Source organism: Polaribacter sp. 11A2H (assembly GCF_011379025.1).
GTDB lineage: Bacteria > Bacteroidota > Bacteroidia > Flavobacteriales > Flavobacteriaceae > Polaribacter.
Genome location: NZ_WTLD01000002.1, coordinates 340067 through 363066, shown reverse-complemented (window position 1 = coordinate 363066; position 23000 = coordinate 340067). Strand labels below are relative to the sequence as shown.

General features: G+C 29.8%; 23 protein-coding genes. 6 read left to right on the top strand and 17 right to left on the bottom strand.

What is annotated here, in order from left to right; all coding sequences use genetic code 11:
• Window positions 1–327 precede the first annotated feature (327 nt).
• The 14 genes from GQS58_RS03890 to GQS58_RS03825 all read right to left on the bottom strand — a co-directional run bounded on the left by GQS58_RS03890 (window position 328) and on the right by GQS58_RS03825 (window position 13717).
• Window positions 328–576 carry a glutaredoxin family protein gene (locus GQS58_RS03890; protein WP_166383042.1) on the bottom strand — a complete coding sequence of 83 codons (249 nt, stop codon included), beginning with the start codon at window positions 574–576 and terminating at the stop codon, window positions 328–330.
• Between the two features lie 4 nt (window positions 577–580).
• Window positions 581–1114, bottom strand: a complete 534-nt coding sequence (locus GQS58_RS03885; protein ID WP_166383040.1) for an NADPH-dependent FMN reductase — start codon at window positions 1112–1114, stop codon at window positions 581–583.
• 90 nt (window positions 1115–1204) lie between these two features.
• A complete protein-coding gene (locus tag GQS58_RS03880; RefSeq protein WP_166383038.1) occupies window positions 1205–1600 on the bottom strand; it encodes an OsmC family protein in 396 nt (131 codons plus the stop codon).
• Window positions 1587–1952 (bottom strand): DoxX family protein, encoded by a 366-nt coding sequence (locus GQS58_RS03875; protein WP_166383036.1) that lies wholly within the window; start codon window positions 1950–1952, stop codon window positions 1587–1589. Before GQS58_RS03875 ends, GQS58_RS03880 begins: the two co-directional genes overlap by 14 nt.
• A 125-nt stretch (window positions 1953–2077) precedes the next feature.
• A complete protein-coding gene (locus GQS58_RS03870) occupies window positions 2078–3076 on the bottom strand; it encodes a lipoate--protein ligase (RefSeq protein WP_166383034.1) in 999 nt (332 codons plus the stop codon).
• Window positions 3077–3539: 463 nt separating this feature from the next.
• A complete protein-coding gene (locus GQS58_RS03865; protein ID WP_166383032.1) occupies window positions 3540–5279 on the bottom strand; it encodes a hypothetical protein in 1740 nt (579 codons plus the stop codon).
• A gap of 116 nt (window positions 5280–5395) precedes the next feature.
• Entirely contained in the window at window positions 5396–5908 is a 513-nt protein-coding gene (locus tag GQS58_RS03860; RefSeq protein ID WP_166383030.1) for a hypothetical protein, read from the bottom strand.
• A gap of 153 nt (window positions 5909–6061) precedes the next feature.
• Window positions 6062–7297 (bottom strand): DUF6638 family protein, encoded by a 1236-nt coding sequence (locus GQS58_RS03855; protein ID WP_166383028.1) that lies wholly within the window; start codon window positions 7295–7297, stop codon window positions 6062–6064.
• A gap of 111 nt (window positions 7298–7408) precedes the next feature.
• Window positions 7409–7993, bottom strand: a complete 585-nt coding sequence (locus GQS58_RS03850) for an NUDIX domain-containing protein (RefSeq protein ID WP_166383026.1) — start codon at window positions 7991–7993, stop codon at window positions 7409–7411.
• Complete coding sequence (locus GQS58_RS03845; RefSeq protein ID WP_166383024.1) at window positions 7983–9944, bottom strand: AAA family ATPase; 1962 nt, start codon at window positions 9942–9944, stop codon at window positions 7983–7985. Before GQS58_RS03845 ends, GQS58_RS03850 begins: the two co-directional genes overlap by 11 nt.
• 519 nt (window positions 9945–10463) lie before the next feature.
• A complete protein-coding gene (locus GQS58_RS03840) occupies window positions 10464–11492 on the bottom strand; it encodes a hypothetical protein (RefSeq protein ID WP_166383022.1) in 1029 nt (342 codons plus the stop codon).
• Between the two features lie 2 nt (window positions 11493–11494).
• Complete coding sequence (locus tag GQS58_RS03835; protein ID WP_166383020.1) at window positions 11495–11827, bottom strand: type II toxin-antitoxin system PemK/MazF family toxin; 333 nt, start codon at window positions 11825–11827, stop codon at window positions 11495–11497.
• Window positions 11828–12073 (bottom strand): ribbon-helix-helix domain-containing protein, encoded by a 246-nt coding sequence (locus GQS58_RS03830; protein ID WP_166383018.1) that lies wholly within the window; start codon window positions 12071–12073, stop codon window positions 11828–11830.
• Between the two features lie 303 nt (window positions 12074–12376).
• On the bottom strand, window positions 12377–13717 hold the full coding sequence (locus GQS58_RS03825) for a microtubule-binding protein (RefSeq protein WP_166383016.1): 1341 nt from the start codon (window positions 13715–13717) through the stop codon (window positions 12377–12379).
• Between the two features lie 431 nt (window positions 13718–14148).
• Here GQS58_RS03825 and uvrB point away from each other — a divergent pair, with 431 nt between their 5' ends.
• Together uvrB and GQS58_RS03815 are read left to right on the top strand one after the other, a co-directional pair.
• Window positions 14149–16137 (top strand): excinuclease ABC subunit UvrB, encoded by a 1989-nt coding sequence (uvrB, locus tag GQS58_RS03820; protein WP_166383014.1) that lies wholly within the window; start codon window positions 14149–14151, stop codon window positions 16135–16137.
• Between the two features lie 112 nt (window positions 16138–16249).
• On the top strand, window positions 16250–16414 hold the full coding sequence (locus tag GQS58_RS03815; RefSeq protein WP_205860377.1) for a tRNA pseudouridine synthase A: 165 nt from the start codon (window positions 16250–16252) through the stop codon (window positions 16412–16414).
• A 340-nt stretch (window positions 16415–16754) separates the two neighbouring features.
• Here GQS58_RS03815 and GQS58_RS03810 read toward each other — a convergent pair whose 3' ends face one another.
• On the bottom strand, window positions 16755–17450 hold the full coding sequence (locus GQS58_RS03810) for an LrgB family protein (RefSeq protein WP_166383012.1): 696 nt from the start codon (window positions 17448–17450) through the stop codon (window positions 16755–16757).
• Window positions 17447–17812: a CidA/LrgA family protein gene (locus GQS58_RS03805; RefSeq protein WP_166383010.1), complete on the bottom strand. Its 366-nt coding sequence runs from the start codon at window positions 17810–17812 to the stop codon at window positions 17447–17449. The genes GQS58_RS03810 and GQS58_RS03805 overlap by 4 nt, the downstream gene beginning before the upstream one ends.
• A 611-nt stretch (window positions 17813–18423) precedes the next feature.
• Between GQS58_RS03805 and GQS58_RS03800 the strand changes: the two genes are divergently transcribed.
• The 4 genes from GQS58_RS03800 (at window position 18424) to GQS58_RS03785 (ending at window position 22004) form a co-directional block, all read left to right on the top strand.
• Entirely contained in the window at window positions 18424–19329 is a 906-nt protein-coding gene (locus GQS58_RS03800; RefSeq protein WP_166383008.1) for an ABC-three component system protein, read from the top strand.
• A 3-nt stretch (window positions 19330–19332) separates the two neighbouring features.
• On the top strand, window positions 19333–19584 hold the full coding sequence (locus GQS58_RS03795; RefSeq protein ID WP_166383006.1) for an ABC-three component system middle component 8: 252 nt from the start codon (window positions 19333–19335) through the stop codon (window positions 19582–19584).
• Window positions 19574–21325, top strand: a complete 1752-nt coding sequence (locus GQS58_RS03790) for a DUF2326 domain-containing protein (protein WP_166383004.1) — start codon at window positions 19574–19576, stop codon at window positions 21323–21325. The genes GQS58_RS03795 and GQS58_RS03790 overlap by 11 nt, the downstream gene beginning before the upstream one ends.
• A gap of 127 nt (window positions 21326–21452) precedes the next feature.
• Window positions 21453–22004, top strand: coding sequence for a peptide-methionine (S)-S-oxide reductase (locus GQS58_RS03785; protein ID WP_166383003.1), 552 nt, complete (start codon window positions 21453–21455; stop codon window positions 22002–22004).
• A 65-nt stretch (window positions 22005–22069) separates the two neighbouring features.
• On the opposite strand, the gene GQS58_RS03780 is transcribed toward GQS58_RS03785, so the two are convergent.
• On the bottom strand, window positions 22070–22969 hold the full coding sequence (locus GQS58_RS03780; protein WP_166383001.1) for an EamA family transporter: 900 nt from the start codon (window positions 22967–22969) through the stop codon (window positions 22070–22072).
• Between the last annotated feature and the right edge of the window lie 31 nt (window positions 22970–23000).

The window sequence follows — 23000 nt, the reverse complement described above, 5'->3', positions numbered from 1 at the left end:
AGTATTCAGTATTCAGTATTCAGTATTCAGTATTCAGTATTCAGTATTCAGTATTCAGTATTCAGTATTCAGTATTCGAAAATTAAAAAATGTCCTTTAAATAACAACATTTATTCTTCTTTTTTTGTCATTTATCTTATGTCTGAAGCCTTCTTTTTCTTGTTTCTTGTTTCTTGTTTATTGTTTATTGTTTATTGTTTATTGTTTCTAAAACTTTTAAAAAACCACCACATAGTAACATAGAAAACATAGCTTTAGTCTTATGTCTTATGTCTTTTTTAGTCCGCAGTCTTGTCTCTTATCTCTTATCTCTTAAAACTAAAAAACCTACGCTCTTAAACTTAAATCTTGCATTATTTTATTAAACTCTTCTGTAGTTGGAGTTAAATACACTTTATCATCTACAAACAACGTTGGATACTTTGCTACGCCATCATACAATTCTTTGCTATGCTCTCTTGCTTCTACATCTTTAGAAATATCTTTATAGATATAAGGAACATCGGTTGAATTCAAAAAATTTTTAAATGCTACTGTATAGGCATGTCCTGCTCTTCCGTATAAAACTATTTTCATTTTATTATTGATTTACTGCGTTTTCAAATGTTGTTACCTTCTCCTTTAAGCTTGATAAAAATGCTATATCTACAATTGTACCTTCTTTAAAATTATCATGAAAATTAGGTAAAGAGAAAGAAATTAATTCTTTAGCTCCTTGTCTAGAAAATCTTGCAATAGCTGTTTCTAAAACTGAAAGTCCGCCTCTTGCTCCTGGTGATGTTGCCATTAACAATAAAGGTTTGTCTCTAAAAACATTTCCTTCTATTACCGAACTCCAATCGAAAATATTTTTAAAAGCAGCTGCATAAGATCCGTTGTGCTCTGCTAAAGAAAGGATAAAACCATCGTAATTATCTAATAAAGAAGTAAACTTTTTAGCATCCTCTGGAATTGCTTTTCTATGCTCATCTTCACTATAAATTGGTAATATAAAATCTCTTAAATCAATTATATCAAATGAAGTATTTTCTAAATTTTCTGTTGCAAATGTTGCCAATTGTTTATTGATAGATGTAGAACTTGTGCTACCTGCAAATGCTAATATTTTTTTCATATTCTAAATTTTATTAGTTTTCTATACTATTACATCGAAAAAGCGTAATCACTCAAACTGACTTTCTGTAACTGAAAACAGCAAACTATATTACAAAATACTGCTAACTATTCTGGTTTCTCCTTTTACCATTTTTGCAACGGGGCATTTCCCTGCAAAGACCATCAGTTTTTTTCTTTGTTCTGCTGTTATTTCTTTTTCGAAAGCTATTTCTTCTGTTAAATACGTTCCGTTTTCGTCTTGATGCTGGGTAACATTTACTGTAATTTCTCCAATATCCCAACCTCTTAACTCTGCATAGGTTCTTAACGTCATAGAAACACAACCGCCAATTGCCGTTAATAAATATTCTACTGGAGTTGCTCCACTATCATCTCCTCCAGCTGCAACAGATTGATCCATTGTTAAAAAGTGATTTCTTGTTTTTGCTTCTGCTAAATAGTTTTTGTTTCTTAAAACTACTTCTGCTGTTTTAAGCTCTGCCATTTGTTATTTTTTTTTGAGTAACATAAGAGGTGATTAAAAAAACCATTGCTGCAATAGATGCTCCTTGTTCTCCGTCTCCAATCATTACATGAGCAAAAAAAGCAAAAATAAATGCGAAGAAAAAACCTGCATACGCCCACTCTTTTATTGTTTTATTTGATAAAAACCATAATGCGACCAAACCTAATAATTTTGCTATTGCATACGGATAAATGATGTATGTAGGGTAACCAAAATTAGTAAACATACCTACTACTGCTTCATGATTGAAAATATACATGCCTGCAGAAAAAAGCATGATTACAGTTAATAATGCCGTAGAAATATAGTATATAATTTTAGTAGTCTTCATCTCGAATGGTTTTTAAATTCTCGACAAAGATATAATATAAAAAACTATTTACCAAGGAAAATAAATCCAAGGAAGTATTTTTAACTAAAACAATACAACATACTGTTCAGATAATTTAAAAAAAATTAATCATTGCCGTAGACAAGAGCTGTAAAGTCTGAGTTTTCTAATTTTCCAAAATAATCTGCAATTGTAATATGGCGTAACTTATTAGTGATTTCATTTTTATTATAAGGAACACCAATTAATAACTTTTCAAGATTAGCAATGGGTTGTCTGCCAAAGAAATCTCCAAAAATTTTAAAGTCAGAAATATGTCCTTTTTCAACAAAAATACGCACATCTATTTCTCCGATTGGAAAACGCTTATTACGTTGGATATTAAACTTAGGTGAGTTTCCAAAATTCCAATCCCACAAATCATATTTTGTTGCTTTTAATTCTTTTACAGCTTTCCACTCTGCTTCGGTTAATTTATGAATTTCAAAATCTTCTTTAGCTTCATACAAACCTGTTAGTAATTGCTTTTTAAAATGATCCATAGTGATAGGTTCTTTTAAAAATTTACTAATATTTGCTACACGACTTCTAACCGATTTATGTCCTTTAGATTGAATTTTACTCATTTTTACTTGAAGTGCTTTCCCTACTTCGCTCATATCTGTATCAAACAATAAAGTTCCATGACTAATCATTCTTTTTCCTGTAGAAAATTGAGCTGTTCCAGAAATTTTCTTTTCATCAACTAGAATATCATTTCTACCTTTTAACTCGGCATGTACGCCCAATTCATTTAAAACACGAATTACAGGTTCTGTAAACTTTTTAAAATTACTAATACTTTTTCCGTCATGATTGGTAATAAAACTGAAGTTTAAATTTCCTAAATCGTGATAAACGGCTCCTCCGCCAGAAATACGTCGAACTACTTTTATATCATTTTTATCGATATATTCTTGGTTAATTTCTTCTATCGTATTTTGATTACGACCAATAATTATAGATGGCGCATTAATATAAAATAATAAATAATCTGTAGAAGCATCAAAATTTCTTAACGCATATTCTTCTAATGCTAAGTTTAATTTAGGATCTGTACAACCCTCATTATCAATAAAAATCATAGGTTTTATTTAGTATACCAATTTAAGTATTTAAAGTCGCTTTAAAATACATTTTTAGTTTTTAACTATTATAATTATAAAAATGACTTGTCTGTCTGAGCAATTCGACTTTGTTCAGTACAAGCTTATTCGAAGACTTTTTTTGGTTATTGAATGTCCTTCGACAAGCTCAGGAATACATTTAGATTCTCAATTGATTTAGCGACGTAATAAAATTAATTTAGTATTAATTGTAGCTAACAAATATAACGATTTTCTAAAGTTTTTTTAAGTATATAAACCTAAAATAACATATGCACAAGGGAATTTCAGAACCAAAAAAAAGCCAACTTAAAAAAACAAAATTGACTGTTTTATATAAGTTGGCAAATATGTTTAGCCCCGATTGAATGGTCTGTTTGAGCTCTTTTTTGTTTTTTCAACAAAAAAAGCGAGTAATGAAAGCGGGAAATAGCTACAAAAACTACTGATTCTCTTTAATAGAATCTATTTTTCTTTGAAGCTTTTCTATTTCTGTACGTTTTTTATCTTGTGCAGACATTAGCTTAATTGAATCTAATATTTGCTGATTTTTATCTAGGTTAGAAATTAATTTTATAGAATCTAAAACTTGTTTGTTCTGCTCTAAAATTGTTTTTTGCTTTTCAAAGTACAAATTAGATCCTTCACTCGTTTTCCAAGCTTCATTTAATTGGTTGTAAACCTCCTCGTTCCAAGTACTTGGTTTTTTAGCGTTTATCCAAACTACATCTCTATATTCACTGTCAATTAAGGCTAAATCTGGCGTTGCAGAACCATCAAATTGTTCTGGATTGTCTGAACTTATTGTAGAAACTGTTCCTAGAAAAAACATCCGTTTTCTACCTGCAATATTCTTAATATAAGGTCTAAATTCTACGGGTGTATTTGAGTTCCAATCGTACTCTTTTTTAGATTCTTTTACTTTTAAAGGCATTGCAGAAACGCCTGCATATCCTTGTTTTTTTGATGCATGATCGTAATAATAAAACTTATCTGTACCGTCTGCAGGGATAAATACGCTGTAACTTAAACTGGTTCTTTCATTACCTACTGGCTCTAAACCAAACCAGTGATATAAGCCGCTAAAAGCAGCTGTTTTGCTGTTTGAAAAATCGAAATCGGTTACGTAAGGTTGTGCATTTTGATCTTTTGGTACGGTAGGAATTTTTACAGCACTTTCCATGTTCCAAGGTAATGGATCTGAAAAACCTGCTAAAAATTTTAAACTTTCTGCTTGTAAACGAGATACGCGCTCTGATAATGTGTTTTGCTTGGTTAAATAGGCATAATTTTTCATTTCATCTGGCGAAATATAAGTCCCTTTACCAATGGTAATTCTTTCTAAATAATCTGTAAAATCATGTTCTCCGTTATCTATAACCACAACACCGCCAAAACTTGGGTATGGAAAAAAGAAGCCTTTCCACTTTATTAAACTCACCACTTCTACCCAAGCGCCTTTATCATTTTTCATGTAATACGTGTCACTTGGCTCATAATTAAATAGCATCCAAGGGTTTAAACGTTGCACTACCGCATTGTAGGTATTTCTACTAAATTTTAAAGATTCTCCGATTGAAAATGTAACTGAAATTCTATTTTCTGATGAAAAACGCGGAAAAGGGGTGGTACTTGACACAGAAAAAATTTCTTCTGTATTGTCTTTTAGTCCTTGCCAATAATATTTTTCTGTTGGCTGAATTGCCATGGTCCATTGATTGTTTCCATCTACTCTTACCAAATGTGGTAATGATACATCTTTGGTTTCTCCTACAGATTCATTTGCCATAGAAAAAATGTTTCTTAATGGCTGAATTCTTTCATTTTGAGTTAATGGCAACTCATGAATTTCTATCTTATTTAAATCATTAAAAACATTATAAGTCTTCATATAATCGTAGAAATTTAAATTCCAACCTACATAATATAAGATTCCGAAAAATGCTGATAATAAAAATAAAATTCCGATTCTTTTACCAACACCTACCGATCTTCTGAAACCACGTAAACCTAGAAACAGTAATGAAAAGCATAATAAAATTATGAAAATAAATTTTCTAACAAATATTAATGCTGGCTGATAATCGTCTCTAAAAAAGAACAATAAAGCCAACAATATTATAAAAAATATAATGACTCTCTTCTTTTGCTTTGCTCCTTTACTCCAATAATTCTTAATCATAATTTTATCTTGTCATTGCGAGGCTCTTGATAAAAAGTCGTGGCAATCTATTTATTTATTTATTATTTCTATTTAAAGATTACTTCGTTGTAAAAACTACTCGTAATGACGAATCTTTACAATAATCCTTTATCTTTTAATCGTTCTCTTGCGCTTTTCTCCTCAACTTTTGGTACTTCTTTTGTTACCTCAACTTCTTTAGCTTCTTTTGTTTGAAAATCTTCTATAAAATCTTTTCCTTTTTCTATAACTTCTTCTAATTTATCTTCAAAAGCTTCGGTTTGTTCTTCTATAATTTCTGATGATTTAAAAACAACTCCTGCAATATAAGTTCCTAACAAAGTTCCGAAAATCATGGATGCAAACAATGAAATTGTTGCATAATTTATAGGAATTAAAAATTGTACAATTAAAATACCTATTAGAAATAAAACAGCGATATAAACAAACCTTAAAACAAAGTTTTGTTGAAACACAAACCCTTTTGTGTCTGTATCTTTCATTTGTAATTCTTCTGAATTCATTACTTTATTGAAGAATAGATACATTTTATTACCTCTTGATTCTCTCCAATAAATAACAATTCCGAATAAAATTGCTGCGATAAATATGATGATTTCTATGGTCATTTTTTTATAGATTTTCCTGCAAGGTTTTTATAACCTTGTAGGTTTATTGACTAACTATACTTTTTATACCTACAAGATTTTTGAAACCTAGCTGGGTTTAGTATTTAATTTATTTTTCCTTTATAAAAATACACAAATTTAAAACTATAAAGCCTAAAACCCGCTCTTAACTGTCTCTATTACCCAATCTTGTGTTGAATCTTCTAAGGTCTTAAAAACATCATAAAACTGCTCTTTATCATACCAATATAGAAACAACATATCTTTCGGAGCAATATTAACCAATAAATACCAAATTAAATCTTGATGATTCGGTTTTAATGATGAATGTGGTTTGTGCAATGCAGTGTAAACTACCTCATCAATAATATCTTTTGGGTTTGCATTTTTAGAAATCTTCTTTTTTTCTAAGAATCGCTCTAATCCCATTATTTTTTTTCTTGATGAAATATCAATTTTGTTTAAATAGCTTTTAAATAAAATTTCTTCTTCTAAAATATCTTTTACAGGATGCGCTGTTTCTTTTAAATATGAAGAAAAAATAAATTTCTGAACTCTCTTGTATCTTTTCTTGGTAATTTCTTCTTCTAAATCTAATTCTAAAACATTATAACTGATTAATTTATCAATCATTTCTTTATGAGAAATATGATACATTAAAACATCATACGTTGTGTCTTTTATAGCTTCTTTATACGTAGCTTCATTTTCGAAAATAAGCACCGGAGTTACTAAATCTCTTAATAAGAAAACACCTCCAAAAGCTTTTGTATAAAAGGAATCTGTTGTAAAAGTTATTTCTTCTATGTTTAGATTTCGTTCTCTTAAATCTCCATATTTTTTTGCTGATGTTATCAGTTTTTCATGAACTTTTTCATCAATAAAGTTGTTATCAGTATAAAATAAAGCTACCAACTTTAATTGTTCTTCCTTGGCTTTGTGTAAATTATCAATTAAATGAAATTTTATGGTAATGTCTTTATACCTTAAAACATCTAAAGGTTCATAAAAAACATCTATTTTTTGATCAAATTCTACACAAACTGCCGAATCTCTTGTAATATCATTGATGGTTTTTTCGTGTTTTTTAAACACCATTTTCATCAATTCTCTGTCAAAAGAATTAAACGGATTATACACTGGTAATCCTTTTTGCTTTGGTGTAATAATTATGGCATACGTATTTGCTTCACCATTATTTAAGTAAAAAGAGACTCCTTTTTCTTCTGCTATTTCCGGACTCCAACCTACTCCGTCTATGGTAAATGAAGTTAACTTAGTAGCTGTAAAACCTAGTTTAATTAAACATTTATTATAGCGTTCTACCAATTTTCCGCTAACGGAAATAGACTCGCTTCTGTATAATTTGGCTTTTATTAGTTTTTGCATAGTATTATTACACTGAGTTTCACTGAGAACTCACAGAGATACACAGAGTTTTTTCAACATTATTCTCCGTGAAACTCTTTAAAAACTCTGTGTATCTTTGTGTTATTATTTTTAATTTATCAATTTATGAATAATAGCATATTGCAACAACACAATGGTTCTTGTATCTACTATTTCACCTTCATTTAACATTCTTACAGCTTCGGTAAACAGAATTTCTAAAACTTCAATATCTTCTGTTTCACTTTCTAAACCTCCACCTTCACTCACCTTCATATCGTCTGTATATTCAGCAACAAAAAAGTGCATTTTTTCGGTTAAAACTCCCGGTGATGAATAGCCTTCATATACTTTTTTGACGGATTTTAAACGGATTCCAACCTCTTCTTCTGTTTCTCTTATGACACATTGTTCTGGATTATCTAAATCTAATAATCCAGCAGGAATTTCAATTAAAAATCCGTCTTTATTATCATGTAAAAGAGTCGGCAATCTGAATTGCTTGATTAAAACTACCGTTTTTTTAGTGGTATTGTACAATAAGATTCCTGCTCCATGACCACGCTCATAAACTTCTCGCATCTGGTTTACCCAACTTCCATCAGACATTTGATACTTAAACTTGAATTTATTTAACGTGTAATAATTATCTGACAATAATGTCTTTTCTATATCTTTTATTCGATTACTTTCCATGATCAAATGTTTTTCTTGCTTCTAAATCTATGTTTAATTGGTTGACTCTCGCATCTACTTTTCTCTTAAAATCTGTATCTGCAATCGCGGCTACATTGTCTAAATAACGTACGACTTCTTGTCTTCTTATTTCAGAAAAATTTAATCCTTTCATGTTGCTTTTCATCAATTCTTGCAACATATTAAACTTGGTTTCATATTTCTGTTTGAAGTAAGTTTCCGGATTTTCAAACCAATCTTGTTCTAAATCGAAATCTGTTAATCGCAATGAAATTGCAGATTGAATATTTCTAATATCTCTTGATGAAAAGAAAGGAAATATCTGTTGAATTTCTTTATATAAACTCGAAAAAAACTGATGATCTGTCGTTTTATGAAGTTTTTCTGCTTTATCGTACGCTTCTAAAACTCTTGCTTCAGATGGTTTTTCTACAGAACCCAAAACATCTCCCATATTTTTTGCCAATCCTTGGTCTTTTAAAAACTGATAATTAGCTGGGTTTTGCATATTCACAAAATCTGGCATTGTTTTTTCTAACTTTTTCCACCAAATATAATCTTGATCTAGAAAATCGTGTTCTGTTCTTGCTCCATCAATTTTGAATCTACCTTGTACTCGAGAAATAACTGCCTTGTCTAACATTTCTGGTAAATTGGTAAATAATCCGATAGACGAATTTCCATAATTTACAGCATAAGCACCTTCTGTGTATCGTAAGAAAACTCCGATTACTTCTTTTACTCCGGCAGAAACTCCTTGTGTAGTTCTTTCTTGTAAATTATTTTCTGCATCGTCAATAGGTGCAAAAATTAATTTTGTTGGGTCTTGCATTGGCTTCATCCATTCTACCATTTTTTCTGCAGACCCTCCTTGAAAAGTAGAAATCAACGTGTCTGGCATTGGATGAAATAAAAACGGAATCTCTAAATTATCTGCATGTTCTTTTAATCGTGTTGCTATCGCCGCAATTAACATGGATTTTCCAGTTCCTGGGATTCCATACCCCATAAAAACTGGCATAAAACCGCCTAATTCCTGAAACGGATTTTTCTTTGCATCAAAATCGTAACTCAACATTCTTTCTGTTAATCTACGTGCAAAATGTTTGGCATCTTTATTCCCTACAATTTGCTCGAACTGAATTTTATTAAAGGCTATACTTTTAGCTGTTCCCGAAAAAACATTGTCCCAACCTGAAACAGCAAAATCAGATTTTTCTAATTTATACGTTCTATCTACAATGGTTTCTGTGTATTCTAAACTGCTTTTTCTAAGTTGAATTTCATCAATTAAAGCCTCGTAAAAAACCACCGTAAAATCTATCACATCTTTGTCGGATTTTACAATCTCTGGATGTCCTAAATATTTATCGAAATAAAATAAAGAACATGCTATTCCTTTTAAAGGTGATAAAAGCGAAACTTCTGGAATTCCCGCAAACTTTTGCTTCATCACAGATAAATCATCTGAAGCATGTGGTTTTAAATCGTGTAAAATTTTATAGGAAGTCGCAAATAATTGAAAAGCTGTTGCTGTTTGCATCTTACTTTCAAACTCTCTTTTTCCTTGAGAATCTAAAGCAGATTTTCGTTCGTGTAAACTTGATAATCCCGAAGAATCGTAATAATTATCTTTAATCCAAATACCTAAAGTGAGTCCTTCTTGCACAGCATACAACGTCTGATTCAAATACACAGGTATTGCAATTGAATCTGGTAATAAGCGCTTTTTTAAAGCTAAAATAGTTTTAGAAACTGAAGTAATTTCTAAATTGCTTCCAGAATTAGCTCTCGACAAATACAATAAAATTGATTCGTCTTTTGCGTCTTTGTCTTTATTTTTTGCTCTACTACTTTGTTCCCATTGAATACTTTTTAAATAACCAGACGCTTCATCTCTGAGCATATCTAATTCGTTTTGTTTTATTGGAAAAGTTGAGTTTTTTTGCATCTTTTATTTAATTTTCATTTAACTGAACAAACTTTATATTTTTTAGACGTTTTTTAAAAAAAGTTTGGAAGACTTTTTCAACGTTTAGTTTAGCATTTTTTTCGCAATAATTTGGCTAAAGCCAATATAATATTCAATAACTAAACACAGGTTAAAACCTGTGACAATTCAAAATTTTAATAAATACAATCTTATGATAATTTTTAATAGCTTGTCAATTTATCAACAGGTTTAAAAATTTAAACAATACAAGGGCTTTAGCCAAAATTATATTTTTTTTTCAGGTATTTAACTCCAAAATAAACATTCCATACACACAGGTTAAACCTGGGACAATTCAAAATTTTAATAAATAATATTACGATGGATTTTAATAGCCTGTGGATTTATCCACAGGTTTAAAAAATTAAACAACATAAGGGCTTTAGCCGAAATTATATTTCTAACTTATATTTTTTTTAACCTTTAAAAGAGTTCTCAACAACCCTATTTTCATACAAACTGTAGACTGCAAACTGCCTACTTTAATCCACTCAACTCTATCGGTGGTTTCGCCAATTTATCTAATGTTCTTGGTGTCTGATTATACAATAATTGAATAATTCTATGAGGCGCTAAAACGTATTTTTGTTGAATTACCTCACTCCATTTTTGCATGGTTTGCTTCGAGAAAAAACTTCCTTCTGTAAATGTATCTCCAGAAAAAACCTCGTCTATTTTTAACGATAAAGCATACGATTCTAAAGGAATTTCTTTCTTAGCAATTCCGCCTAAAATAGTATGTGTTATTTCATTTTCATCTTTTGCAAAAACATTGTGAAAAGGCCCTAAATCGATTCTTTTTAGATGCTTTGGTTGAATATCTGGTAATTTTCGATCAATATTATACGCCATTGTGTCTAAAGACATTTCTCTATCGGCACTTTCTTTTAAGACTTCGTAAATTTTTTCTTTGTCAATTTTGCCATCGTAATCAAAATATAAATAACATATAAAAGGTCGGTTATGACTTACATCATAGAAACTCCAACTCGTCATATATTGATAATTTTCTCCTTCTTCTGCTGTTGTAATTTTACCTTGCACAAAACGGTTGAAAATGTATTTTTTTTCTACGGATGTATAATAAACAATAGAAGAAGCTTTAAACAATTCTAATCTTTTGATCGGTTGTTTTTTTACTAAAAGTGTATTTAAAAATTCTGCTTTTAGAATCTTTGTATCCTTTAAATTATTTACATAATCGTTTTTTAACTCTAAATCGTTGTACAAAAACCGGAATTCTAAATAATTAGGGAAACCAGAATCTGTTAAATCTACCTTCATATTATCTTCTTCGTCATACATATATTTAATACGCATGGCTTCGATAGAGTATAAAAGTAAATCTGAATATTGCTTAAAAAGTAATAACTCTTGGTATGTACATAATTGCTCTTGTTGTACACTTACAATGAGTTCTTTTAAGACAAAATCTACCATTTTATGGTAAAAAACATATTGTTCTTTTGAGTCTAAAAGTGCAGAATCTAAAGGTGTTGTAATCATTTTTAAAATTTAAGAATATCGTTTAAAGTTTTTTTAATTACTTCAATATCTTTTAATGGAATTTTACCTATTTTTTTATCCAATCTGGTTTTTGAAACCGAACGAACGTGAAACGTTAATACTTCAGAAATTTTAGTCAACCCGTTTATTTCATTTGGGTTGATAATTAAATTTCCTTTATAATTTTTCACACTTGTGGTTAACGGACAAACAATTACAACTTGTAAATGTTTGTTTAACATATTACCACTTATAATAACTGCGGGTCTTCTGCCACTTTGCTTACTTCCTTTTACAGGGTTTAAATACAGTTCCCAAATTTCTCCTTGCTTCATTTAGTTCGCATCTGCATCGTTAAGTTCTGTAAAATACTCTTGCATCCCTTCTTCTGCAACCTTTAAAATATCTTTATCTGTAGCTGCTTGTTGATACGATTTTATATAACTCGCTTTTTCTACTTGCTCTAAATACAGTTCTAAAGCATTTTCTATGAGCCTATTTTTAGGAAGTTGTAACTCTTTTGCCAAAACAGATAATTTTTCTAAAAGACTATCTGGTAAAGAAGATGTGAATGTTGCCATTTTATATTTATTTTTTACAAATATAATTTATATTTATGAATTATATTTATAAATATTGATAAAAACCAAGCTTAACCATTTTATTTTCAATACGATAGACAATTAAAAACCTATTTAATATTCAAATAATTAGCAAGTACGCCTGCGTTAAGGATTGAAATGGCATCCTTTTTTCTTTTTCAGAAAAAAGATATAATGGAAAGCCTGACCTTCTTTTGTTTTTTAAAAGAAGGAAACGCCCAAATTATTATTAGTCTATATATATTAACAGATTGCTTCAATCGTACCTCTTTCGCAATGACGTTAACTTAACAAATCATCATTAGAAGTAGCTGCTTTTGGTTTTGCTGCCGGAGCATCATCACCTTTTGGTGCAGTTGCATCTGCTTTGTAATAGTCTTCGAAAATCTCTTTCATATCTATTCCGTAACGGTCTGCAAAGTTCTTTTGAATGTCGATATCTTTCTCTCTAATTTCATGCAAAGCCTCTGCATACGAGCTATACACACCCGTCATCACTTTTTCGTGCACCGGAATATTGTCCATCATTTCTTGACGCGCTCTGGCACTAGCAGAATGCATAGATGCTAAAGTTTCTCCAATATGTTCATCGGTTTTAACCCCTAAATGCTCTAAAATTGCCGCGAATTCTTGATCTGTTCTTGCTTTTAAAGCCACCACATAACCATCGTAATACTTTACTCTTTCTTCGGTATCCGACTTTAATTTTGCTCTGTGAGTTTGTAAATTAGAACGTAAAGAAGTCAATACTTTAATGGTTAAATTATGCTTGTGTACAAAACTATCTTTACTGGCAGCCAAGGTTGTGTAGGCATTTTTAAGCCCTTCTAACTCTTCTACTTTTTGCTCAATTGCGGTCATTTTGCCAATCGCCTCTGAATAGGCTGTAGATTGTTTGTCTGCAATTTCTTCTAATTCTTGACGCGATTGTTTTAACAATGCATATTGCTCTTCTAATTGATCTTCTACTTCTTTCTTTTTTGCTAACGCTCTGGTATGATTTTTAGATGCCTCAACAATGGCATCTTTTAACTTTTCTTCTACTTCTTTAATTTCTACTTCTCTATTTTTAAGTCGGGTTACGGCTGCTTGAGATTTGTAGGAAAGCTCGCTTAACAAAGTCTGAATATCGGCACTTTCTATACGTTGCTGAAACAATGCTTTTGCTTGATTATCTGCACCTGCACGTAATTTTTCTGCTGCTGCAAATTCTACTTCTTCTTTTTTAATCTTCGATTTTCTTCCCCATAAATTGTTCCACCAAGTATCTGCTTTATTTTGAGCATCTTCTAATTCTATTCTAGCTCTCTCTAATCCTTTTTGAGCATCGTCAATCACTTTTTGTTCTGATGGATTTAAAGCCGAAAATTTCTCGAACATGATACCAACTTCGTCTTGGTAATCTGTTAGGTCTTTAATAGCATCTAAAAGTGTACTTCTGTCTTTTTCTGCCATGTGCACAACATCATCTAAGGTTGCGTTCAGTATTTTTTGGCGAGATTCTGGATCGTCTTCTTGTGCCAATTTAGATTTCATGGTGTCAATTGCTTTTCCCCAGTTTACATCTACTGTTTCCGTTTTTTTGTTGGCACTCGTTTCTAGTAAATCAAAATCTTCTGACATAGTATTTTTGGTGTTTTTTTAAGTTGAACAATTTTTAGACAACCAATTTCGTTAAAAATTTTCAAATAAAAACAAAATCGCCTCTAAAATATAAGTAGCTAAAGTTCTTTATTTGTTACAATAAATTGAATATTTATTAAAAAATGATGCCTAATTATCACAGAAACCTAGCGTTTATTAAATTTTAGCATCTGAAATTAAATATTTTTTAATATTGAAAATCTTGTATTCTCTACCCTAACCTTGTAGAGAATTATTTAACGATTACCATAGGTTTCGACTGCGCTCAACCAGACATGTTACTTATTTTTAAGTAAAATTCACATAATTAATTACCACTAGTACAAACCACACTTTAAAGAAGATTAAATCACCTTTTAAAACTTAAATAATACAGATCCTTTTTTATAAAGTATCCGTATTTTTACATCATGGAATTTAAATTGGTATCAGAATTTTCTCCTACGGGAGATCAACCACAAGCAATAAAAGAACTTACACAAAGTATTAATGATGGTGAAAAATATCAAACGCTTTTAGGTGTAACGGGTTCTGGTAAAACATTTACCGTTGCAAATGTGATAAAAAACGTAGATAAACCTACCTTAGTTTTAGCGCACAACAAAACATTGGCGGCTCAATTGTATTCTGAGTTTAAGCAATTTTTCCCTAATAATGCCGTAGAATATTTTGTTTCTTACTACGATTATTATCAACCAGAAGCCTATATTCCCGTTACCGGAACCTTTATTGAAAAAGATTTATCTATTAATGATGATATAGAACGTTTGCGTTTAAGCACTACTTCTTCCCTACTTTCTGGTAGACGAGATGTTATTGTAATTGCATCGGTTTCTTGTTTGTATGGTATTGGAAATCCGGTAGAATTTAAGAAAAACGTGATTCCTATTCATGTAGATCAGCAAATTGCACGAACAAAATTCTTGCATCAATTAGTGCAAAGTTTGTATTCTAGAACCGAACACGAGATAAAAAGTGGAACCTTTAAAGTAAAAGGTGATGTAGTTACTATTTATCCTTCTTATGGTGATAATGGTTATAGAGTCCATTTTTTTGGTGATGAAATTGAAGAAATAGAATCATTCGATTTAGAGAATAATACCGTTTTAGAAAGCTTTAGTGAACTGACCATTTATCCTGCAAACTTGTTTGTAACGTCGCCAGATATTTTACAAAATGCCATTCATCTTATTCAGGAAGATATGATGAAACAGGTAGATTATTTTAAAGAAATTGGGAAACATTTAGAAGCAAAACGTTTAAAAGAACGAACTGAATTCGACTTAGAAATGATTCGTGAATTGGGTTATTGTTCTGGTATTGAAAACTATTCTCGTTATTTAGACGGACGAGAACCGGGTACAAGACCGTTCTGTTTGTTAGACTATTTTCCTGATGATTATTTAATGGTTATTGATGAAAGCCACGTTACCATTCCGCAAACGCACGCTATGTATGGTGGCGATAGAAGTAGAAAAGAAAACTTGGTAGAATACGGTTTTCGTTTGCCTGCGGCGATGGACAATCGTCCTTTAAAATTTGATGAATTTGAAGGTGTACAAAACCAAGTAATTTATGTTTCTGCAACGCCTGCAGATTACGAACTAGAGAAAACTGAAGGTATTTTTGTAGAGCAAGTAATTAGACCTACCGGTTTGTTAGATCCTGTAATTGAAATTAGACCAAGTTTGAATCAGATTGATGATTTAATTGAAGAAATACAACAAAGAGTAGAAAAAGACGAGCGTACTTTGGTAACCACCTTAACCAAAAGAATGGCAGAAGAATTGACTAAATATTTAACAAGAGTAGATATTCGTTGTCGTTATATTCATTCTGATGTTGATACTTTAGAGCGTGTAGAAATTATGCAAGATTTGCGTAAGGGTATTTTTGATGTTCTAATTGGCGTCAACCTTTTGCGTGAGGGTTTAGATTTACCAGAAGTTTCTTTGGTCGCTATTTTAGATGCTGATAAAGAAGGTTTTTTACGTTCGCACCGTTCTATTACACAAACTGTTGGTAGAGCTGCAAGAAATGTAAATGGTTTGGCTATTTTATATGCTGATAAAATGACCAACAGCATGCAAAAAACCATTGACGAAACCGAACGCCGACGAGAAAAGCAAATTGCCTACAACACCAAACATGGCATCACTCCGACTCAGATTAACAAAAAAATTGATGATACTTTGTCTAAATCTGCTGTTTCTAGTTATCATTATGATAATGCAAAACAGGTGGCAGCAGAACAAGATTTACAGTATTTACCAAAAGAGGAAATAGAAAAACGTATTAGAGAAAAACGCAAACACATGGAAGCTGCCGCTAAAGGTTTGGACTTTATTGTTGCTGCTAAACTACGTGATGAAATTGCTCTTTTGAGAGAGAAGTTGTAGTGGTTTGATTGTAAATAAGAAGCTTAGAAACTTTTTTTGTATTTTTGCTTAAAAGGATATACTATGCATACAATTAAAAATCAGCGAAAAAGTTTATGACAAATTTATTTGGTTGTTAAGCAAGTTCAATAAAGACGAAGTTGAAATTGTTAGTGAGAGCGCTGATTTTAATGGGACAAAAGATTATTTACAACAAGAATTAAATGAAATTGAAAGCGGAAAAGCTAATTTTATTTCTCAACAAGAATTTGAAGATCGGTTAAACGAAATAGCCTAGCCTTCTTATGAATATTATTTATAAAGATACTTTTATCGAAAGGTTAGAAAAGCAATTAAAATACATTTCTAAAAATAGTCCGAATTCTGCTCAAAAATTAAAAAAAGAACTAATTCAAAGGATAAAGGACATCCCTAAATCTCCGTATTCATTCTGAAAATCAATTTATTTCGAAAACGACTCTATACGAGACTTAATATACAAAGGCTATACGATAGTCTTTAGAATTAATGAAAATCAAATTGAAGTATTTGGATTCACAAAATTTCAAAATAAACCTACAGAATGAACATCATTATAAAAAAATACTTTAAAACGTTATTCAGAGACAGCAACTTTCTTATATAATACCAAGTAATGCTAAAATAATGGGAGTAAATATGGCAGTAAACAATCCGTTTAAAATAAGTCCCATACTAGAATATGCTCCAAATCGTTGACTTATAGCCATCGCTTGAGCCGTTCCAAGCGCATGACCTGCAGTACCCATTGAAAGGCTTCTAGATATTGGGTTTTTCACTTTAAAAAGTTGTAAAATTTTAAAACCTGCTACTGAGCCAAAAATCCCTACCATAACAACCATTGATGCCGTAAGAGATGGAATCCCTCCTATTGACTGAGAAATATCAATAGCAAGCGGAGTCGTAACAGACTTAGGTGCTATCGAAATTATTACATCATTTGAAGCTCCTAGCCACTTAGCAATAAGAACCCCCGAAATGATACCGACTATAGAACCTACTAATTGTGAAATAAAAATAGGGATCACTTGTTTTTTTATTTTGCTTAATTGAAGATATAGAGGTACTCCTAATGCTACAATAGAAGGTTTTAGAAAAAACTCAATAAACTTACCTGCCTCATGATAAGTTTCATAAGAAATACCAGCTAATTTTAAAATGCCTATTACAGCAATTATTGTTATTAATATAGGATTTAGAAGAACTGAGTTGGTTTTATTTTGAAGATATTTTGTCAACCAATAAATACCTACAGTTATGGTTAACAACATATAAGGTTCTGAAATCAGTTTCATTTTTTGTCTTTTGCTAGTTTCTTTAATTTTATTTTTCTCAACACCTGATGTGTAAAACTAGTGCTTAGTAAAACTAAAACAGTACTCCCCAGAATTGCTGCTAGTATTGGTACTAATTCTTTTGAAATTAAATCTAGATAACACATAATAGCTACGCCAGGTGGTATAAAAAAGAAGACCATGTTATCTAAAAGAAAATCAGCAACCTCCTGTATCCATTTAAGTTTAATGATTTTAAAATGAAGTCCTGCTGTTAATAACAACATGCCTATGATACTTGAGGGAATTTTAATTCCAGTGAAATAAACGATTATCTCACCTAGAGCAAGACACATCAGTATTATAAATAATTGTCTAATCATACTATTATTTTTCTACTACAAAAGTAATGTTATATAAGAATAAAGAACTATTAATTAATATTAAACAACAATATTATTTTCTCTAATATTTACTTAAAAAAGAAAGATTCATTAATAGAATCTAAGGATAAAAAAAATGCTTTTAAAAGAAAAACATAACCTTATAAAAATCAAAATAATCCACTTTACAACTACTCAATACTTTTTCAAACAGCAAACCAACTTTATATATTTCTTTTAGAATTAAATTGATATCCATTCCTAATAGTTACTAGAAATAAGATTCCTAGCGAAAATTTTTAACTTATTTCACAAAACACATAAAGTTATTGCCGATCATCCGTAATTTTTATAAATAAATATAAACACCATTCACAAAAATTCAAATTTTTTATAGTCGCTAAACTATTGCCGTTTTTAGTAAAAACTTGTAATTTTATAATTGAAAAAAGAGTATTTTAACTATTGCTTTTTCTGTTCTAAAAAACTATCTTAGCTAATTCTCATTATAAAAAAATGGAAATGTTGCTTATTCATTTTATAGTTGTGATGGTTTTATAATAGAGATTCAAACAAACCGAAAGCTATAATTTAATATCTTTGTGAACAATATGAAATACCCATTAGAAAACTTAACAGACTTAGAATTTGAAGATTTAGTTGCATTAATTTGTAGCGAAATTTTGGGAATGGGTACTGTTGTATTTTCTAAGGGCACAGATTTTGGTAAAGACGCCAAATTTTATGGAAGAGCAAACAAATTTCCTAGTGAATCCAAGCCTTGGGAAGGTAAAATTATTATACAAGCTAAACATTCCGAAAAGGTAAACGCTAGTTGTTCTGATAGTGCTTTCAAAACTATAATTAAAAATAGTGTAATACCTGCTATTAATGGTCTGAAAGAAGCTAATAAATTAGATTTCTACTTACTTTTTACTAACCGAAAATTAAGCGGAGTACAAGATTTTAGAATTGAAGATATATTTGACACAAAAACTGGAATTGAAAATAGGGTTATTGGATTAGAAACTATAGAGTATTGGATAAACCAATATCCTAAAATTGCTAGAACTTTAAATAAACTTTTACTTCCTTTAAGTTTTGACGAAAATGATTTAAAAGAAATAATAAATTCTTTTAGTAAAGTAGATAAGAAAAAAGGTGATTTACCTAAAATTCCTAAAAGAGATATTGAAAAGAAAAATGAGATAAATAATTTAAGTAAGGAATACTTTAATAATGTAATTAAAAGAAACCTTTTATATTTAGAACAAATCAGAGAGTTTTTAACAAATCCGATTAATACAGAGTTCTTAGGTAAATATGAAAATACAATTGATGATATAAATGAAGAAATTGTTGTGCATAGAGATGAATTTGACAAGTTTGATTTAATCTTTAATTATTTATATAAATTTATAATAGAAAATAATCCTGAATTAAAATCTAACAGAAATTTAGTTCGTTTATTTTTGCACTATATGTATTATAACTGTGATATTGGATTTAATGAATAAATTATGCTAACACCAACAAAACATACGAACATTAAATATTCTGTAATTTATATTGCAGGTAAAGTTTTGGGCTTTCTTAAAAATGAAACACTAATCAAATATGAAGATTTGAAAGCAATGTTAGTTAGCGAACTTGGAGTAAAAGCAAAAAATAATATTGATTTTTCTTTAACTTTTTTATTTGCAATAGGAAAAATTGAATACTTAAAAAACATTGACGCAATTACGTTAATCAACGATAATAATGAAGATTAGTAAAATCTATTCTAATAAAAGTTTTAAGAATATTGAATTTAATGAAAAATTCAATGCTATTGTAGCGTTTATTGAAAGTGATAAGAAAGATGATACCCATAATTTAGGTAAAACTTCCTTAATTAGAGTTATTGATTTTTTACTCCTATCAAGCTATAATAAAAACACAGACAAATTATTAGGTAATAACCTTTTTATCGGTCAAGAATTTTACGGAGAATTAAAATTAAATAACGGAAAATATTTAATTGTTAAACGTTCGATAAACACAGCTACAAAAATATTTTTTAAATTAAACGATTATAAACTAGATAGTTTTAAACTGGATATTGATTGGGATGAAGAATTAACATTTAATAAAGCAAAAAAGAGATTAAATGAATATTTAAATTTTAATATTTTACCAAATTGGGATTATAGGAAATCAATTACTTACTTTCTAAGAAGTCAACAAGACTATTTAGATGTTTTTAAATTAAACAAATTTAGAGGAAAACATAAAGACTGGAAACCTTTTGTTTTTGATTTACTAGGATTTAAAGGTGGTTTAATTTTATCAAAATTAGAAACTGAAGAAGAAATAGATGTATTAAATAAAAGAATAAAGACCTTAAAACTAGAAGCACAAATAGATACTTCTGAAAAAGATAGATTAGAAGGACTTTTAGAGATTAAAAAAATTGAACTTTTAGAAATTAAAAATCAAATAGATAAATTCAACTTCTTTAAAGAAGATATTAAAACAAACAAGCATCTTGTTGAAGAAATAGATACAAAAATTCAAGCATTTAATACTGATAGATATAGAATATCATATGAAATTAATAAAATAGAATCTTCATTATCAGAAATAAATAATGATATTGACGATAAACAGATTAATAGTCTTTTTGAGGATGTGAATTTGTACTATCCTAAGCAGTTAAAAAAGGAGTATGATGATTTAATTAACTTTCAAAAATCTTTAACAACAGAACGTAAAAAGTACCTTTCTGAAACTTTAGAAATATTAAAACTTGATTATACAGTTTTAAATAAAAGTATAAAGGAAATTGAATCTCAAAAAACAGATTTATTGTCTTTTTTGACAGAGAAGGATAGTTACTTTAAGTTTAAGGAATATCAGAAAAAAACAATTGGTATTGAAGTTGAAATTGAACGTATTAAAGATAAATTAAAAGTTATTGATAGGACTTTAATCTTAGAAAATGATATAAAACACAAAAAAGAAACAATCAATGATAAAATTTCAGCATTAAAAGAATCTTTAACTGAAAGGAAACACTCGAATATCAATAGAATTTTCAACTCAATTATTAAAGAAATCTTAGATACAAATGCTTTAATTTCATTAAAATTAAATAATCAAGGAAATATTGAATTTAATGCTGATTATCAAAATAAAACGGATTTATTAGAAACTTCTGAATCACAAGGCACAACATATAAAAAATTACTTTGTGTTGCATTTGACTTGTCTCTATTAGTTAACTATTCTGACAAATCATTCTATAAATTTGTATATCACGATGGAGTATTAGAAGGTTTAGACGATAGAATTAAGATTAGATATATCAAACTAATAAAAGAGTTTTGTGAAGAATACGATTTACAATATATAGTCACTTTAATAGATTCTGATTTACCGAAAGATATGCCTAATATGATTGAAGATAAAGATATCTGTCTAAGACTAGATGATAAAGACAACTCTGGTAAGTTATTTTTGAATAGTTTCTAAAAAAAACTCCAAAGATTCAGGAAAACCATCTGTACTTTGTTAAAAAAAACATAAACATCATTGACAAAAACTTAAGGTTTACCTTAGTCACTAAACTATTGCTATTTTAAATAAAACTTGTAGAGTTTTGACAAAAAAAGAACAATCAAAAGACCAAAAAATATCAAAAGAAACAATATACATTGCAGGTGGTTGCCTTTGGGGAGTACAAGAGTTCTTAAAATACATCCCTGGTATACTTGAAACCCAAGCTGGAAGAGCTAATGGCATTACCAAATCTACCAAAACACCCTATGATGGTTTTGCTGAATGTGTTAAAACCATCTTTGATACTAAGGTTATTTCAATTGAAGATTTAATACATCATTTATTAGAAATCATAGATCCTTATAGCATCAACCAACAAGGAAACGATATCGGCGAGAAATACCGCACAGGTATTTACAGCAATCATCAAAATCATCTATTAAAGGCAAAAAATTACATTCAGAAAGTAGAAGAGACATTAAATCTCAAAAATAAAATCATCAAAAAAATAGCAATTGAAGTCCTTCCTTTAACAAATTTTATCCCAAGTGATGCAGAACATCAACATAGATTAACCTTGCACCCTAATGACCATTCGTATTGTCACATTCCTTTAGATATATTGCATAAGTATAAAAAAAATAGCAACTAATAGTTAGCTAGGTGGCTAAAAATATATCAAAATTGTAATTTAAACGAAATATAGAAAAGAGAATCTTAATCAGTCTTTATACTTTTAATTATCGAGGATTTAGAGCTATTTCTTTTATTAAGGTACTCATTAAGTGCAAGAGAAGCGAAAATAAGACTTCCACCAATTAAAATCTTTTGAATATCTGCTTCTTTATTCCAAATAACAAGGTTGACAATTAAGCCTATTGGAACTAACGCATTATTCATAATCGCTAACGAGCCTGTATTTACCATAACAGCACCTTTGTTCCAAAAATAATAACCAAGGCCAGAAGCCACAGCGCCCAGATATATTAGTACTCCCCACTGAACGGATGTAGTTGGTAACTTTTCTGTTGAACCAAAAATAAAAAAAGCAATGAGCGCTACTAAAAACGCACCAATAAAGAACAACCCAAAAATAGTATGTTTTGGCGTATTTTCTAATTCAGGTGCCGATTTTAATAAATACTTATAAGCAACTTGACCAACAGCAAAACAAAGGTTGGCACCTTGCGTAATCATAAAACCTAAAAATACGTTTTCACTAATACTTGAATACTGAATATAAGCTGCTCCTAAAACAGCAATTAAAGCAGTAAGCAGGTGTCTTTTATGAAATCGCTTGCTTAAAATGTCATTTAATAAAGTAATGTAAATTGGTGTCAGCACACTAAAAAGCAACACTTCTGGCACCGTAAGAAATTGAAATGACTGAAAGTAAAAACAATACATTAAACCTAATTGAACCGAACCAATTCCGATTAGTTTTAAAATTATGTCCGCTTTAATTTTCTTCAACCTTAAAAAAGGTAAAAATAACATTGTTGCGATACCAATACGCATCAATACAGAAAACCATGCATCTACATACCCAGAAAGATAGACACCTATTAAGCTAAACGAAAAAGCCCAAACCATAGTAACGCCAAATAAATACTTCATAAATAAAAAACTGATAAACAATAAACAATTA